This window comes from Enterobacter cloacae complex sp. S2 (assembly GCF_015159675.1).
Classification (GTDB): domain Bacteria; phylum Pseudomonadota; class Gammaproteobacteria; order Enterobacterales; family Enterobacteriaceae; genus Enterobacter; species Enterobacter intestinihominis.
This window is the reverse complement of sequence record NZ_JADDTS010000004.1, coordinates 23,871-37,733: the sequence shown is the minus strand read 5'-3', so window position 1 is coordinate 37,733 and position 13,863 is coordinate 23,871. Positions and strand designations below refer to the sequence as shown.

The window sequence follows — 13,863 nt, the reverse complement described above, 5'->3', positions numbered from 1 at the left end:
CCAGCTCTGGCCTCAAAACGCCCATTTCGGGGCACCTCATCCCTTTAATCGATACCGTTCTGAATCCTGCCTCGGCGGGAGGATTCCGCACGTCTGTGCCATGACGATGGCGCGGGCTTCATCAACCTACGTAGGAGTTTTGTTTATGGCTGATACTTCGTACAGTCCCGATCTGTTTCGCCCACATTATGGCGGGGTGGAATCCGACAATGATATTCACATCGAGGCTTATGACCGGGATGTCCAGACCCGTTTAGAGTCCAAATCCGTATTTCTGGCCGAGGGGCTGTCTACATACAGGCCGCTGAAAGGCAGCAACCAATACCGCATTGATCGCCTGAGTGGTGATCTTGAGGTGAAGGGCAGAACCGCAGGGCAATCGCTGGAGCCTACCGCCGTTAAGTCGGACAAGTTGGTTATCTCTGTGGATACGCTGAGTTATATCCGCGTCCCGATTGACTATCAGGACGATTGGACAGCACCCACATTTCGCGCAGAGCTGAGCCGCAATATCGGCACTGCGCACGCTAAGTTCTACGACGAAGCGCACACCATCCAGTTAATCAAAGCGACTGACTTTGTACCGCCGCCGACACTGCAACCAACGTTTAACCCGCTTACGAATAACGTTGTCTCGCTCGACCTGACAGCGGGGAGCGAAGAGGACGCCGCAAACGAATTGGTTCACGCCGTCAAAGCGGCTGCTAATCGCTTCCTCACTGAGAAAGATATTCCGGTGGCCGAGCTGGTGCTTCTCATTGACCCTGCATGGTTCAGCATCCTGATGGAACATAAGAAGCTGATGAACGTCCGTTACAGCCGGGATAGTGGCAACGATTACGCATGGCGTCGCGTTGGCTATGTCGCTGGGGTGCGAGTCATTGAGCTGAACAGTTACCCGCAGGAAGTCATTACCGGGCATGAACTGGGCGCTGATTATGACGTTACCGCAGAGGAAGCGATGACGAGGGCGACGCTGTTTAAACCTTCCTCTGTGCTGCTGACGGTCGAAGCGCAGAGCGTCATCAATCGCCAGTGGGATGATGAACGCGAAATGACAATGGTGATGGACTCATATCGCCTGTTCAACGTTGGGCTGCGTCGTCCTGACTGCGTTATCAATTTCCGACAAGCTGCATAACTGGAGGGGCTGAGTCATGGTTAATGATGCTTACGCCCCTGAGCTGCTGTGTTCCCTTTTCCTGTATGACCCGGTGACAGGCCGCCTGCACCATAAAGCTAACCGACGCCGGGTTAAGGCTGGCTCCTATGCTGACTCCACCCGGCGAGCTGATGGCTATCGTCAAGTTGCCCTGCGACTTGATGGCAAGCAGTACCAGCTAAAAGCCCATCGCGTGGCGTGGATTCTTGCGCATGGCGCTATTCCTCATGGTAAGCAGATCGATCACATCAACGGTATCCGTGACGACAATCGCCTATGCAATCTGCGCTTGGTTACGCAGCGGGAAAACGACCAGAACCGACGCAAGGCAAGGGGGTATAGCTGGAATAAGGGCTGTAGAAAATGGGAGGCTTACATACGCGTTGATGGTGTACTCCGTCACCTTGGCTTATTTACTACCGAAGTGGCGGCGCGTGCTGCCTATCTAAAAGCTAAAGCCAGATGCCATCCCTCAACGCCAGCCGATTTATTGCAGGCTGCCTAATCCTCGGAGGTTCCATTAATGGCTGATGAAAAGCCGATTAGAGCGCTGGCAGATGATGACCCACGCCGCCAGCGGTACGCTGAACTGTTGGCGCAGGCTGGCCGCATGTCTATTCCCCGGCTGCATCCGGGCGATGCTAATAGTGTTATGAGTCAGCTTGCGACGATGCTTGGCGCACCTGTCCCGATAGTCGGTGCTATGACTGAGCACGCCGCTGCATGGCGTGCCTGTCTGCTGGATCAAGGGCTTGGCGATCTTCTTGATGGCTTGAGTAAGCAGGTGCTGACCGTCTTCTTTCTGCTTTGCTGGAGAGATAGCGCCTTGCGATTGGCAGGTAAGCAAAAGGAACGGCTTACAGCGGCCAGCGAGGGTTTGACCATTGAGCAATACCGGGCAATGCACCCGGCTTACAGAGAGGATAAAGAAGATGATAACCACAATTAAATTAAGGTGGCGGTACATCGAGCCGCCGCCAATGACTGGCACACTTGCTTACCTGAAACAGTGGGTAATAGATACCGGAGAGCCTGAGCTTGAAGCTGAGTTTCGTAAGCTGCTGGGGCTAATGCGCCGCAATGGTATCAGTGACGAACGCGTTAATGCGTTGGCCGATGAGCTTTATGCTTTGGTACGCCAGCGCCAGTGCGAAGAATATGAAGCCTGCAAGCGGGCTTCATCTGACAATGGAGACTTTGAATCATGGTTACACGGACAGACCAGCTATTAAGAAAAGCTATGCGGGGCTATCTGGAACACCTTGGCAATATGCCACTGGCGGAACGGATTACAAACGCTGCTGCATTCGAAGATGTTTATCGCTTCCTGTTGAATGGTTCCGGGCGGCTGGAGTTGCGCCGCGCTGATGTGGCCGCTGTCCGTGTCTTCCTGTGGAATTATCAATACCGACGCTGTGCGGTGACAGGTAAGCCGCTGCGCCTTGCGTCTGCCGTGCTGGATCACTGCCACCGAACCGGGCGCGTGCGTGCTGTGGTGCATCGCTCTGCTAACGCTGCTGAGGGTGGCTATTATGTAGGGCGGGTGTGTGGACTCTCACCCGGTAGCATGAATTTCATGCTACCAGCCTACCGCCGCCACTACAAGGGGCTGGGTATTATTTATCCAGCATAACATTGGTCATGGCTCTATTTATTTTATTTTCATGAGGTTACATGTTGCTGTGGCTGCCTAATTACTTGCTCGTATTTAAAACAATTCTTGACGGATTGATGTAGATTGCGTAATCTCCACTTAAAATAACTGCCTACAATGTGTGCAGGCCAATCACCGAAAAACAGGAGGTACAATATGACAAAGGCGAAAATCAGCCCCGTATCGACTGGTATGAGTAGGGATGCTCTGAATGCTCTTATCAAGACAACGCGTACTGTAGCGCGTAAAAGTTCCAGAGAAACTGATGAGCGTTTAGCTGAATACAGTAAAGTACATGCCGCTTGCAATTGAGTTTGATTGCTGTGAAAAACTCGCCAATGATGGCGAGTTTCTTCCTTTTTATCAGGAGTTCTGTCGCTATAAGCAACTAAGTGCAGAGCATTCCCGCCCCCGATATTCCATCCAAAAACTTTTTGCATCTATTTCGCTGCTCTTTGGCAGAGATAGGGACAATGTTGATGAAGATAAGCCGTATCATCAGAAAAGAGAAGGTTTAACACATCTACATGTGAGGCAGGAAGACAGTGTCTGGGAGGATGACAATGGGCATCCACTGGTACAATGGAAATGTAAAAGTAACAGCTATTTGATATATTCGTATTTTGTATTCTCAGGTACAAGGCACTACTATATTGTTGATTTTATTGATCATGATGCCCATGCAAATTGGGACAATCAAGAAGCAATACAAATGTGGATAGATGAAGCTAAACAATATCGAGAACGTATAACAGAAGCGGCTGCATAGGAAGCCGATATTATTCGGCTTCTTCTCTAAGCATTTCATTTAATTAATTCATAATCTATTAATTCAATATATCGGCGCATCTCTAAAGGGGATGCTGCGTTTTTTGAATATGTCTTAAAACTCTCAGTGCTACCTCGTTCGTGGCCTACAAGCAGAGCGATCCTATCTTCTGGCACTTGAGCACGGTCGAGCTGTTGCACAAACGCATGGCGGAGTGAGTGAAACACTTTTCTCTATGCGGCAAGTTCGCCAAGAGCTTTACGCTTTGCCCGTGTGAACTGCTGCGTATGCCACGTTGAGCGCTTCCCATCCGCCCGGTCTGTAATTGACGCGTGATAGAACAGAAAACCGCTATGTGTGGTTTTGAGCAATGATTTCACGAGGGGGATTAGCTTGCTGTGTACTGGGACGATTCGTGCCGCGCTCTTGGTCTTCCCCTCGGTGATCTCAAAGCACAAAACGCCCTCGATGGTTTTAATACTGCTCTCACGCAGCGTACATATTTCATTGATCCGCATACCGCTGTAAGCACCAATAGCCGTTACCGCCTTCATCTCGTCATCAAGCAAGGTATAGACCTTTGCCAGCTCTCCCGGTGCGAAGACTTCATAGCTGACCTTGCTGCTTTTTGCTTCGAGTGCATGACCACGCCAAGGGTTATCCTGTGGCGCATCGTGATAGCGATTGCGTGCCAAATCCCATATCTGCGCCAGTGCACTGATATAGTTCTGGATGGTTTGGGGCGCTCGCTCAGTTTTGAGTTTATCTAACCAGCCTGTAACTATGGTTCGGTTAATATCTCGCAACTGAACATCTTTCTTTTTCAGGTGGGTTAACAGCACCTCTACGGCTTTATTGGTCTTGGATAGCGTGGTTAGCTTTCGCTTCTCGCTGTATTGAAGCAGGTACAAATCACGCATTTTTAGCAAGGAAGGGCAAGCCTGAATCGATGCACCAAACGATGCGGGGGCTTCCTTGGCGTACACACTGACACGGCGTAGCTCATCAATGATTTGGTCTACAGATGAGCCGCCTTGTGGCTTTAGCAGATTCCGTAAGCGAGTCCATTCCAGAGCAATAGCATCGCGAAACAATCGCGCTTGCCGTATGTCTCGTGTCCCTGTGCTTTTCATAAAGTAGCGTTTCCCTTGGAACAGGTGACGCATATAGCTGGGGATAGCTATCCGCACGAGGTAATTCCCGCAGGGATCTAAAACTAGATAACGATCTCTCTTGAAACTCATACAAACCCCGGTTATGTTGTCGGGGCTTTTTCATGGCTAAACAGTCTGTGAAATGTGCCGGGGTTATGAGCTTTAGTCTAGCTAGTTCAACGAGTTAACGATGATTATTGAAGCAAGCTAAGCCGCCTAAACCCGTGCCGGTTCGAGTCCGGCCTTCGCACTCACCTCCTAAAAACCTCCCTCCGGTGCCACTCCACAAACCCCTCCTCAGGATAGTTCCCTTTCACCACCGGCAGCGCAATTTGCTTCCCGGCAAAATCCCAGAACAGTTGCCCAACAATCCCGCCCCCATTCACCGCTTCAGACACTAGTACCCGCATACTCTCATCCAGCCCAATCGATCCCTTATCAAACGCCTTATGATGAATTGCACACAACGCCAGTCCGTTCGGGATCTCACATGGTCCGCCAAACTGCTTCCACTTGATATGCGCGGCTTCAAGTCCAACAGAGGCGTTATCATGTCGCATGTTAAACCCGCAGATTGCACACTCATAGTTATAAGCTCGCAGCACCTGCTGGCGGAACAGCGGATCTCGAACCTTACGGATCTGCTGGATATCAAAACCCATCTCATCCGCGAGCTCTTCCTGAATGCTTTCAGGAAAATGCGCTTCAAGGATCTGCTGCGCCAGCGAGCCGATCAGGTTTTTGTTCTTACTCAGGAGCGCAAAGTGTTCTTCATCAAACCCTCCTGCGACGTTATGCTCCATAAGTTCTTTTACTGGTGGCTGTTTGCTACCCGTGGTTGAACAGAACTCAGTATTCTTCAGATCCCAAAAACCATCCCTCTTAAGACGCCAGAAGGGCATATTTGGATAATGCAATTTTCTTTGTGGGCCAAAGCGTTCTAACAGGCTAAGCAACTGCTCGTGAACCTCGGTTCCATAATCAAACAATCGCGCATGCCCCTGCTGATATTTCGCCAGCACGTACAGAAGCAATAAAGGTTTATGCGGCGCACGCTGTTCGCCTTTGCGCCAGATGGTGATGTCGGCAATTGCCTGTTCGAGAGTTTTGCTGGAAGCCATCGCGTTACGGAAGAAGGTAAATAATTGCGATGATGCTCGCAAAACCCAGACCAATCAACCCGCAATCAACAAAACATGACCTTACCGCATCCAACCTTATTTCCTGAATCCCCCTCGCAAATTCCAAATTTCCTTTATACCAAACCACTGTATTTATATTCAGTCCTGTATAATGAGCACCAGAAATTACGCCGAACGGCAAAGGAAGTATCAAAGAGAATTTAACGAGGAATTCGCGATATGAAGGTGCTGCAACACCCCCATACCGCTAACCACAAACAACTAATCAGGAGTTGAAAATGGCTGTAACGAATTTTAAGCCAGAGTTTACTGTTTGCAAAACAGAATCAGACGCTTTCACTGGCATGATTGAAAACCGCGAGCTGGTACGCAAAAACAGCGCCCGCCGTCTGCACGGCAACCAGACCAATGCGGCACCCGTCCATCCACGCGCGGAAACGCCGCAAGACTGTGCAGCCTGCTGCGAACTCTATGCGCGCATAGACATGAAATACCTTCTTCTGGGCGGCGACTGGTTAACCCGTGCAGGCTTTATCAACGGCATGCCCGTGAAAATCCGCGCCATGAAAGACTGCATCGTGATTACGCCACAGCATACAAGAGAATTATGGGGATGCCTGGAAGGTATGAGCGTGGTGAATATAAATAAACAGAAAGTCGCGCAGTGGTTAAAAACATTTCCAGGGGCGTTGAATGATACGGGAGATATACCTATGGTGAAGCGCGGAACTGGTCTGGCAGAATAAGAATAATATCTAAAGTCTCCCTTCATTAATCCTGTAAAAGGATAAGTTAATACGGATGTGAATATACATGTCCGTATTTTTTCTTTTTTAAATTAATTATCTGTCTACGCTAGTGCACCCAATAAATCGGTTGTAACATTCTCCGCAAAGCAACAGGGAGGATTGCTATGCAGATTTGTAGGATGGATTACAACGATGTCTCAGCCGATGGACGAAGGCTGAAACTACACGTCTATGGCGTTGGGACATTTCCCGTTTTTTCAGGGATAGAACCCGTAACCAATATTGCTGAGTGTGCCTTTATCAGGAATGCTGCATTACCAGTGGGTACGTATTGGATCGTTGATGCACCGGAAGGCAGTATTGCTAATCGGGTTGAGCGGTTTGTAAAAGACTTCAAGAACGGGACCGATCATTCTGAATGGTTCGGCTTGTTTAATGCTTCGACCATGGCTGATAACGTATTTGTGAATGGGGTCGACAGAGGCTCATTTCGACTTCATCCATTGAGGCCGAATGGTGAGGGAGAGTCGTGGGGATGCATAACGTTTTATAATATCCCTGATTTTCAACTGGTCAGACAATCTTTGCTTGCACGTAAGAAGATTCGTGTTCCTGGTGGTAAAGGGTTGATGGCATATGGACGTATTGATGTGAAAGGAAGGGCTGATTATGCTTCATGCAAAGTTAAAAAATAATATCCTGATTGGTCTGGCATGCCTCATTGCTTCCTTCTTTATCGTCCTGTTTCCTCTGGGAGGCTTGCTCGATTACTTGTCTCAAGCCAGCAATGATTTTTTAAATCGCACCGGTTTGGGGTTTGCTGATGGTGAAGCAGACCCATCATTCCTGTGGGTGTTGGGGGGGATGATGGTCGTCGTTACCGCGCTACTGATGATTATCATCCGAAAGATATGCAACCTGAAGCAGGGATGAAATATTTCATAGCCGCTTTCTAAAACAATTAAGCGGCTTCGTGCCAATCCCACGCACTCCACCGCTAAACCTAACTTAACTAAACACCGGCACCCCCAGCCCCACCTTCACCTCCCTCAACGTCCCTTGCGTCACCCCCTGCGCCCGTTCGGTCCCGCGCTTCAGCATCGCCATCAATTCCCCCTTATCACCCATATACATCGCCCTCCGCTCCCGCATCGGCGCAATCAGCTCCTGCAAACACCCCTCCAGCTCGTTCTTACATGCCCGGTCACCCAGCCCGCCCGCCTGATAGTGCGCCTTCATCGCCGCCACTTTCTCCTTGTCCGGATGAAACGCGTCGAGGTACGTAAACACCACGTTCCCCTTAATCTGCCCCGGGTCGCTCACCTTCAGGTGGTTCGGGTCGGTGTACATGGCGCTGACCGCACGGTGAATAGCCTCTTCGCTGGCCGACAGGTGCAGCGTGTTGCCCAGCGATTTAGACATCTTGGCGCTGCCGTCAATGCCGGGCAGGCGGCTGGTGTCGCTCAGCATCGCCTTGCAGTGGCGCAGCACCGGGGTGGGCAGCAGGCTGTTCATCTTGTGCACAATCTCGTTGGTCTGCTCAATCATCGGCAACTGGTCGTCGCCGACGGGCACGCACTCGGCCTTAAACGCGGTGATGTCCGCTGCCTGGCTGATGGGGTAGGCCATAAACCCGACCGGCAGCGAGCGGGCGAAGCCCTTCTGCGCAATCTCGTTTTTCACCGTCGGGTTACGCTCCACGCGGGCGACGGTGACGATGTTCATATACAGCATCGTCAGCTCGGCGAGGGCGGGCAGGGCGGATTGTAGGCAGATCGTGGTCAGGTTCGGGTCGATACCGGCGGCGAGGTAGTCGGCCAGCACTTCGGGGATGTTGTCGCGGATCTTCTGCGGGTTGCTGCCGTTGTCGGTCAGCCCCTGAAGGTCAGCAATCAGCACAAACTGGTTGTGCGTCTGCTGAAGCGCCACGCGCTGGCGCAGCGATCCGACGAAGTGGCCGAGGTGCAGTGGGCCGGTTGGGCGGTCGCCGGTGAGGATGGTTGGTGCGTTCATAAAGACTCCTTAACGTTGTCATGCCGAAAGGGGTCTTAGAAATGTGAAAGCCGCCTTTCGGCGGCTATCTGAAAATGGGGAAAACTACTCCGTGCCGCCTTAAGAAGGCAGCCACCAGCGGTTTACGGTGAGCACGGCGTGGTTTATGTTCATCTCATTACCGTATCACGTCCGGCGCGAAAAACAAAAGGGCACGTCATGCTGCAATCTCTCAATCATCTGACCCTCGCGGTCAGCGACCTGCAAAAAAGCGTCACCTTCTGGCACGAGCTGCTGGGGCTAACGCTGCACGCCCGCTGGAATACCGGGGCCTATCTCACCTGCGGCGATCTGTGGGTCTGCCTGTCCTACGACGAGGCGCGCCAGTACGTGCCGCCGCAGGAGAGCGACTACACCCACTACGCGTTTACCGTGGCGGAAGCGGATTTTGAAGCGTTCTCGCAAAGGCTTGAGCAGGCGGGCGTCATCGTCTGGAAGCAGAACAAAAGCGAGGGGGCGTCGTTCTATTTTCTCGACCCGGACGGGCACAAGCTGGAGCTGCACGTGGGCAGCCTCGCCGCGCGGCTGGCGGCGTGTCGCGAGAAGCCCTACGCGGGCATGGTGTTTACCTCAGACGGGGCTTGAGGCGCGTACCTTCAGCCTGCCCGCCAGCGTCACGTGTGTGGCGGCATCTTCCTGATTGCACAGGTACTCCACCGCCAGCCGTCCCAGCTCGCTGTAGGGCAGCTGGATACTGGTCAGCGGTGGGGTTAGCTGTTCGGAAATCTTCTGGTCGTCGTAGCCCGCCAGCAGCATGTCCTGCGGGATACGCACGCCATTCACCGCCAGCGCCTGGTAGCAGCCAATCGCCAGCCAGTCGCTGGCACAGAAAATGGCGTCCGGGCGTTCGGTCAGTTCCAGCAGGGACGTGGTGGCGGTAAAGGACTCGCTGAACTGCCAGTTGGTCTGGCGCACCAGGCTCTCGTCACACGTTAAACCGGCCTGCTTCAATGCCGCCTGGTAGCCCGCCAGACGCTGGCGCGAGGCCTCCATCCAGCTCTCGCCGGTGATGTGGGCGATGCGCGTGGCGCCGCAGGCGATGAGGTGTTTAGTCACCTGGAAGGCGTTGGCGTAGTCGTCCGGGATAAACGACGGCAGCAGCGGCGAGCCAGGGTCGCGCTGGTTAAGTAGCACCAGCGGGATGCGGGTACAGTCCTGAAATGGCGTCATATCGACGACGTTCGTGACCGGAGAGGCAAGGATAATCCCGATGCAGTTGCGCTTGCCCAGCTGGCGGATGATGTTCAGGGCCAGCTCCACGTCGTCGCCGTAGTCGTAGACGGTGAGCAGCGTCTCGTTGCGCCACGCCGCTTCACGCGCCTGGCTGATGGCGTCGATAAACGGGTCGAAGCTCTGCAACGAGCTGACCAGCAGGGCGATCTCCTCCTGGTTGCGCGGAGCGTGAATGGCAGGAAGACGGTCGTAGCCGAGCTCGGTAGCGACGCTAATCACCCGCTGGCGGGTCTCCTCGCTAAGCTTGATGTTGCGGGACTGGTTAAGCACCAGCGATACCGTCGCCTGCGACACGCCCGCCGCCCGCGCAATATCGTTCATCGTCACTTTCGTTTTTCGCTTCATCCGTCCTCTCCCTTTCGCGAATTCGCATCATACCCTAACCGCACGCTTCCGCGCCGTCGATCACGTTTCTCATCCATCGAAGCGTGAACTTTGTGAGAGGCGTCGCTTTTCTGAGTGCCGCGATTTGCGCATTCATTCTGCAACTAATATTTATTAGCTAAATATTATCAGCAAGAGGATGCGTAATGAAAGAGCAGTGGAGCAGGGAGCAGGCACAGGCGTGGTATCAGCAGAAAGGCTGGCTGTGCGGGTTTAACTATCTGCCGTCGACGGCGGTGAACTGGACCGATATCTGGCAGGAAGAGACCTTCGATGCCGAAACCATCGACCGCGAGCTGGGCTGGGCGGCGGACGCGGGCTATAACACCCTGCGCATCAACCTGCCGTTCATCGTCTGGGAGCACGACCGTGACGGGCTGATGGCGCGCATCGACCGCTTTTTGACGATTGCCGACGACAACGGCTTCAGCACCATGCTGACCCTGATGGACGACTGCGGTTTCTCCGGCGACGAGCCGTACCTCGGCCCGCAAAAGCCGCCCGTACCGGGCAAACACAACAGCCAGGCGGCGGCGAGCCCGGGGCGCGACAAGGTGTGCGATCGAGACTGCTGGCCACAGATTGAGCGCTATATCCGCGACGTTGTGCGCCAGTTCCGCGACGACAGGCGCGTGCTGCTGTGGGATCTGTATAACGAGCCGGGCAACCGCGGCATTTTCGCGACGGGCACGCAGGAGGTGCAGTACGACGCGAAGCTGGAGACCTGCGCCCACGCGCTGATGAAGCTGGCGTTCCAGTGGGTGCGTGAAGAAGACCCGACCCAGCCGCTCACCGTCTGCGCGTGGCGCGTCCCGCCGGAAGAGGAGGGCGAGACGTTCTTCCAGCACCCGCTGGACCAGACCGCGCTGGCGCTCTCGGACGTGGTGAGCTTCCACGCCTACACCCACACGGGGCGCATGACGGCGATGATTCAGCAGCTGCAAGCGCTCGGTCGCCCGCTGTTCTGCACCGAATGGCTGGCGCGCCACGTGGGCAGCACGATTGAAGAGCAGCTTCCGCTGATGTACATGGCGAAGGTTGCGCCGTATCAGTGGGGGCTGGTGCGCGGCAAAACCCAGACGTGGCTGCCGTGGCCGGTGGTGATGAAGGAGTCCACGGACTACTGCCGCCTGTGGTTCCACGACGTGTTCGAGGAGAACGGTATCCCGTTTTCACGCGCTGAAATCGCGCTGATGAAGAAGCTGCGCAATATCGCCCCGGATCCGCAGGGCTAATAATAACGACCCGGCGCGCTGTCGCCGGGCAACCAGGTACGCACTATGGCAATGACAATGAAAATACCGTCTCGCGAGTTATGGTCCTACTTTGGCTATGGTTTAGGTCAGTGTTTTAGCTTTGGTTTAGTGGGTTCGTTTATAAACTATTTTTACACCGACGTGCTGGGGATCTCGGCGCTGGCGGCAAGTACCATCTTCCTGATTGCCCGCGCGTGGGACGCGGTTCACGATCCGCTGTTTGCCAGCATTATGGACACCATTAACAGCCGGTTTGGCAAGTTTCGCCACTTTTTACTGATTGCGCCGCTGCTGATTACCGGCGTCACTCTGCTGGCGTTCTATAAAATCGAAGCGGACATGACCACCAAAATCCTCTACGCCGGGGTGACGTATATCCTGTGGGGGACGCTGTACGCCATCTCCGATATCCCGTTCTGGTCGATGTCGTCGGTGATGACCAACGACTCCGGCCAGCGCACCCGCGCGGTAACGGCGGCGATGCTCGGGGTGAACGCCGGGATTGCCTGCGCCAACATCTTCTTCCCGAAGCTGGCGGCGTTCTTTGCCCAGTACAGCAACGATAAAGGCTACTTTATGGCGGCGCTGGTGATGATGCTGGTGGGGCTGCCGCTGATGCTCAACGGCTTTATGCAGATCAAAGAGCGCGTCCCGCCCAGCCCGGAAAAGGTGACGATGCGCGACACCTTCCACAACCTGCGCCAGAACAAGCCGCTGTTTATCGTCCTGCTGTCGTTCTTTTTCTGCGTGTTCCATAACGTGGCGGGCGGACTCTATATCTACTTCTTTATCAACAACATGGGCGACGGCAGCCTGCAAATGGCAATTGGCGTGATGGGGATAGTGGCGGCGGTGCTGTGCCTGGTCGCCCCGCTGCTGACGCGCCGGATGCAGAAGCGGAAGCTGTTTATGATCCTCTGCGGGCTGGACGTGGCGGTGCGCGTGGTGATGTGGTTCACGGGCTATCAGCACACGGCGCTGCTGTTTATCCTGCTCGGCCTGAGCACGCTGTTCGTGATGATGACCAACATCCTCACCTCGTCGATGATTGCCGACACCATCGAGTACGCGGAATACCACACCCACAAGCGCTGCGCAGCGATCACCTTCTCCGGGCAGACCTTTACCGGCAAGATGTCGGTGGCGGTGGGCGGCGGGCTCATCGGCGTGTTTCTGACGATGATCAACTATGTGCCGCAGGCGCAGGCCCAGAGCGAAGGCGTACTGTCGGGGCTGTTCTTTGGCATTTGTTTGTTACCGGCGATTGGGTCGCTGATCCGCATGGGCTTTATGTCGCGCTTTACCTTTACCGAGGAGAAGCATGCGGAGATTTGTCGGCTGCTGGCGGAGCGGAATGCGTCTGCGAAAGCGCCGGGTGGTGGCTGCGCCTTACCCGGCCTACAGGACCAGCCCTTGTAGGCCTGATAAGCGAAGCGCCATCAGGCTTCGCGTAATGACTTACAGCGACTTCACAAACGCCAGCAGATCTTCGTTGAGCTGGTCCTGGTGGGTCAGCGCGAAGCCGTGCGGCGCGTTGTCGTACACCTTCAGCGTGGCGTTTTTGATCATCTCCGCCGCCAGCTTGCCGGTACTTTCAAACGGCACGATCTGGTCGTTGCTGCCGTGGATCACCAGCGTCGGCACGTCGATTTTCGCCATATCCGGGCGGAAGTCGGTTTCGGCGAACGCGGTCACGCAGTCGATGGTGCCCTTGAGGGACGCCAGCAGAGCGATGTTCAGCGTCTGCGTCAGGGCACCCGCGGAAACGGTCTGCCCGGCGTTGGTGCCGTAGAACGGGGTGGCGAAGTCGCTGATGAACTGGGCGCGATCTTTACGCAGTCCGTCACGGATGCCGTCGAACACGCTCTGATCCACACCCTGCGGGAAGGTATCCGATTTACCGAAGATTGGAGTGACCGCGCCCAGCAGCGCCAGACCAGCCACGCGTTCGCTGCCGTAGTTGTTGATGTAGCGGGTCACGTCGCCGCCGCCCATGGAGAAGCCCACCAGCGTTACGTCGCGCAGATCCAGGGTAGTAATCAGGTCGTTAATGTCGGACGCAAAGGTGTTGTAGTCATAGCCGTTCCACGGCTGATCCGAACGCCCAAAGCCGCGACGGTCAAAGGCGATGGCTCGGAAGCCGCGCTCGGCCAGGTAGTTCAGCTGGCTGTCCCACATGTCGCCGTCCAACGGCCAGCCGTGGCTGAAGAGGATCGGTTTGCCCGCGCCGCAGTCTTTGTAGTAAATCTGCGTGCCGTCTTTTGCCTTAAACAGTGCCATAGTGTGTTCCTGTGCAGGTGATTGTTAT

At 54.5% G+C, this 13,863-nt stretch carries 16 protein-coding genes and 1 pseudogene; 12 read left to right on the top strand and 5 right to left on the bottom strand.

Annotation, left to right across the window (positions count from 1 at the left end):
* Positions 1-145 precede the first annotated feature (145 nt).
* From IPZ49_RS03125 to IPZ49_RS03100, 6 genes are all read left to right on the top strand, one after another.
* Positions 146-1,141, top strand: a complete 996-nt coding sequence (locus IPZ49_RS03125; protein WP_023277337.1) for a hypothetical protein — start codon at positions 146-148, stop codon at positions 1,139-1,141.
* Positions 1,142-1,157: 16 nt separating this feature from the next.
* Positions 1,158-1,667, top strand: a complete 510-nt coding sequence (locus IPZ49_RS03120; protein WP_023277336.1) for an HNH endonuclease signature motif containing protein — start codon at positions 1,158-1,160, stop codon at positions 1,665-1,667.
* A gap of 18 nt (positions 1,668-1,685) precedes the next feature.
* A complete protein-coding gene (locus IPZ49_RS03115; RefSeq protein ID WP_032982968.1) occupies positions 1,686-2,111 on the top strand; it encodes a hypothetical protein in 426 nt (141 codons plus the stop codon).
* Positions 2,095-2,394 carry a hypothetical protein gene (locus IPZ49_RS03110; protein ID WP_023277334.1) on the top strand — a complete coding sequence of 100 codons (300 nt, stop codon included), beginning with the start codon at positions 2,095-2,097 and terminating at the stop codon, positions 2,392-2,394. Before IPZ49_RS03115 ends, IPZ49_RS03110 begins: the two co-directional genes overlap by 17 nt.
* Positions 2,367-2,795: an endonuclease domain-containing protein gene (locus IPZ49_RS03105; protein WP_023277333.1), complete on the top strand. Its 429-nt coding sequence runs from the start codon at positions 2,367-2,369 to the stop codon at positions 2,793-2,795. Before IPZ49_RS03110 ends, IPZ49_RS03105 begins: the two co-directional genes overlap by 28 nt.
* Positions 2,796-3,111: 316 nt before the next feature.
* Positions 3,112-3,585 carry a type II toxin-antitoxin system YafO family toxin gene (locus IPZ49_RS03100; protein ID WP_023277331.1) on the top strand — a complete coding sequence of 158 codons (474 nt, stop codon included), beginning with the start codon at positions 3,112-3,114 and terminating at the stop codon, positions 3,583-3,585.
* Positions 3,586-3,620: 35 nt separating this feature from the next.
* Here IPZ49_RS03100 and IPZ49_RS03095 read toward each other — a convergent pair.
* Positions 3,621-4,829 (bottom strand): annotated as a pseudogene (locus IPZ49_RS03095) (site-specific integrase).
* 161 nt (positions 4,830-4,990) lie between these two features.
* Positions 4,991-5,860: a phosphorothioated DNA-binding restriction endonuclease gene (locus IPZ49_RS03090; RefSeq protein WP_063146618.1), complete on the bottom strand. Its 870-nt coding sequence runs from the start codon at positions 5,858-5,860 to the stop codon at positions 4,991-4,993.
* A gap of 299 nt (positions 5,861-6,159) precedes the next feature.
* Here IPZ49_RS03090 and IPZ49_RS03085 point away from each other — a divergent pair, with 299 nt between their 5' ends.
* The 3 genes from IPZ49_RS03085 to IPZ49_RS03075 all read left to right on the top strand — a co-directional run bounded on the left by IPZ49_RS03085 (position 6,160) and on the right by IPZ49_RS03075 (position 7,563).
* Complete coding sequence (locus IPZ49_RS03085; RefSeq protein WP_074143123.1) at positions 6,160-6,627, top strand: SymE family type I addiction module toxin; 468 nt, start codon at positions 6,160-6,162, stop codon at positions 6,625-6,627.
* A 167-nt stretch (positions 6,628-6,794) separates the two neighbouring features.
* Entirely contained in the window at positions 6,795-7,325 is a 531-nt protein-coding gene (locus tag IPZ49_RS03080; protein WP_063146617.1) for a DUF2778 domain-containing protein, read from the top strand.
* Positions 7,300-7,563, top strand: a complete 264-nt coding sequence (locus tag IPZ49_RS03075) for a hypothetical protein (RefSeq protein WP_063146616.1) — start codon at positions 7,300-7,302, stop codon at positions 7,561-7,563. The genes IPZ49_RS03080 and IPZ49_RS03075 overlap by 26 nt, the downstream gene beginning before the upstream one ends.
* A gap of 75 nt (positions 7,564-7,638) precedes the next feature.
* Here the strand turns inward: IPZ49_RS03075 and trpS are convergent, their stop codons facing one another.
* Positions 7,639-8,643, bottom strand: a complete 1,005-nt coding sequence (trpS, locus tag IPZ49_RS03070; RefSeq protein ID WP_063146615.1) for a tryptophan--tRNA ligase — start codon at positions 8,641-8,643, stop codon at positions 7,639-7,641.
* A gap of 198 nt (positions 8,644-8,841) precedes the next feature.
* On the opposite strand from trpS, the gene fosA reads away from it, so the two are divergent.
* Positions 8,842-9,267, top strand: coding sequence for a FosA/FosA2 family fosfomycin resistance glutathione transferase (gene fosA / locus IPZ49_RS03065; protein ID WP_063146614.1), 426 nt, complete (start codon positions 8,842-8,844; stop codon positions 9,265-9,267).
* Here fosA and IPZ49_RS03060 read toward each other — a convergent pair.
* On the bottom strand, positions 9,253-10,260 hold the full coding sequence (locus IPZ49_RS03060) for a LacI family DNA-binding transcriptional regulator (protein WP_063146613.1): 1,008 nt from the start codon (positions 10,258-10,260) through the stop codon (positions 9,253-9,255). The two genes, fosA and IPZ49_RS03060, sit on opposite strands and share 15 nt — an antisense overlap.
* A gap of 185 nt (positions 10,261-10,445) precedes the next feature.
* Between IPZ49_RS03060 and IPZ49_RS03055 the strand changes: the two genes are divergently transcribed.
* Positions 10,446-11,534, top strand: a complete 1,089-nt coding sequence (locus IPZ49_RS03055; protein ID WP_063146612.1) for a cellulase family glycosylhydrolase — start codon at positions 10,446-10,448, stop codon at positions 11,532-11,534.
* 45 nt (positions 11,535-11,579) lie between these two features.
* Positions 11,580-12,974, top strand: a complete 1,395-nt coding sequence (locus IPZ49_RS03050) for an MFS transporter (protein WP_063146611.1) — start codon at positions 11,580-11,582, stop codon at positions 12,972-12,974.
* A gap of 39 nt (positions 12,975-13,013) precedes the next feature.
* Here the strand turns inward: IPZ49_RS03050 and IPZ49_RS03045 are convergent, their stop codons facing one another.
* Positions 13,014-13,835, bottom strand: a complete 822-nt coding sequence (locus IPZ49_RS03045) for an alpha/beta fold hydrolase (protein ID WP_063146610.1) — start codon at positions 13,833-13,835, stop codon at positions 13,014-13,016.
* Positions 13,836-13,863: the final 28 nt, after the last annotated feature.

Excerpts from the sequence above, each read along its gene's own strand:
- IPZ49_RS03050 (WP_063146611.1), top strand. The coding sequence starts at position 11,580 with ATGGCAATGACAATGAAAATACCGTCTCGCGAGTTATGGTCCTACTTT.
- IPZ49_RS03120 (WP_023277336.1), top strand. The coding sequence starts at position 1,158 with ATGGTTAATGATGCTTACGCCCCTGAGCTGCTGTGTTCCCTTTTCCTG.
- IPZ49_RS03060 (WP_063146613.1), bottom strand. The coding sequence starts at position 10,260 with ATGAAGCGAAAAACGAAAGTGACGATGAACGATATTGCGCGGGCGGCG.
- IPZ49_RS03085 (WP_074143123.1), top strand. The coding sequence starts at position 6,160 with ATGGCTGTAACGAATTTTAAGCCAGAGTTTACTGTTTGCAAAACAGAA.
- IPZ49_RS03080 (WP_063146617.1), top strand. The coding sequence starts at position 6,795 with ATGCAGATTTGTAGGATGGATTACAACGATGTCTCAGCCGATGGACGA.
- IPZ49_RS03045 (WP_063146610.1), bottom strand. The coding sequence starts at position 13,835 with ATGGCACTGTTTAAGGCAAAAGACGGCACGCAGATTTACTACAAAGAC.
- IPZ49_RS03100 (WP_023277331.1), top strand. The coding sequence starts at position 3,112 with ATGCCGCTTGCAATTGAGTTTGATTGCTGTGAAAAACTCGCCAATGAT.
- trpS (WP_063146615.1), bottom strand. The coding sequence starts at position 8,643 with ATGAACGCACCAACCATCCTCACCGGCGACCGCCCAACCGGCCCACTG.
- IPZ49_RS03125 (WP_023277337.1), top strand. The coding sequence starts at position 146 with ATGGCTGATACTTCGTACAGTCCCGATCTGTTTCGCCCACATTATGGC.
- IPZ49_RS03075 (WP_063146616.1), top strand. The coding sequence starts at position 7,300 with ATGCTTCATGCAAAGTTAAAAAATAATATCCTGATTGGTCTGGCATGC.
- IPZ49_RS03110 (WP_023277334.1), top strand. The coding sequence starts at position 2,095 with ATGATAACCACAATTAAATTAAGGTGGCGGTACATCGAGCCGCCGCCA.
- fosA (WP_063146614.1), top strand. The coding sequence starts at position 8,842 with ATGCTGCAATCTCTCAATCATCTGACCCTCGCGGTCAGCGACCTGCAA.
- IPZ49_RS03115 (WP_032982968.1), top strand. The coding sequence starts at position 1,686 with ATGGCTGATGAAAAGCCGATTAGAGCGCTGGCAGATGATGACCCACGC.
- IPZ49_RS03090 (WP_063146618.1), bottom strand. The coding sequence starts at position 5,860 with ATGGCTTCCAGCAAAACTCTCGAACAGGCAATTGCCGACATCACCATC.
- IPZ49_RS03105 (WP_023277333.1), top strand. The coding sequence starts at position 2,367 with ATGGTTACACGGACAGACCAGCTATTAAGAAAAGCTATGCGGGGCTAT.
- IPZ49_RS03055 (WP_063146612.1), top strand. The coding sequence starts at position 10,446 with ATGAAAGAGCAGTGGAGCAGGGAGCAGGCACAGGCGTGGTATCAGCAG.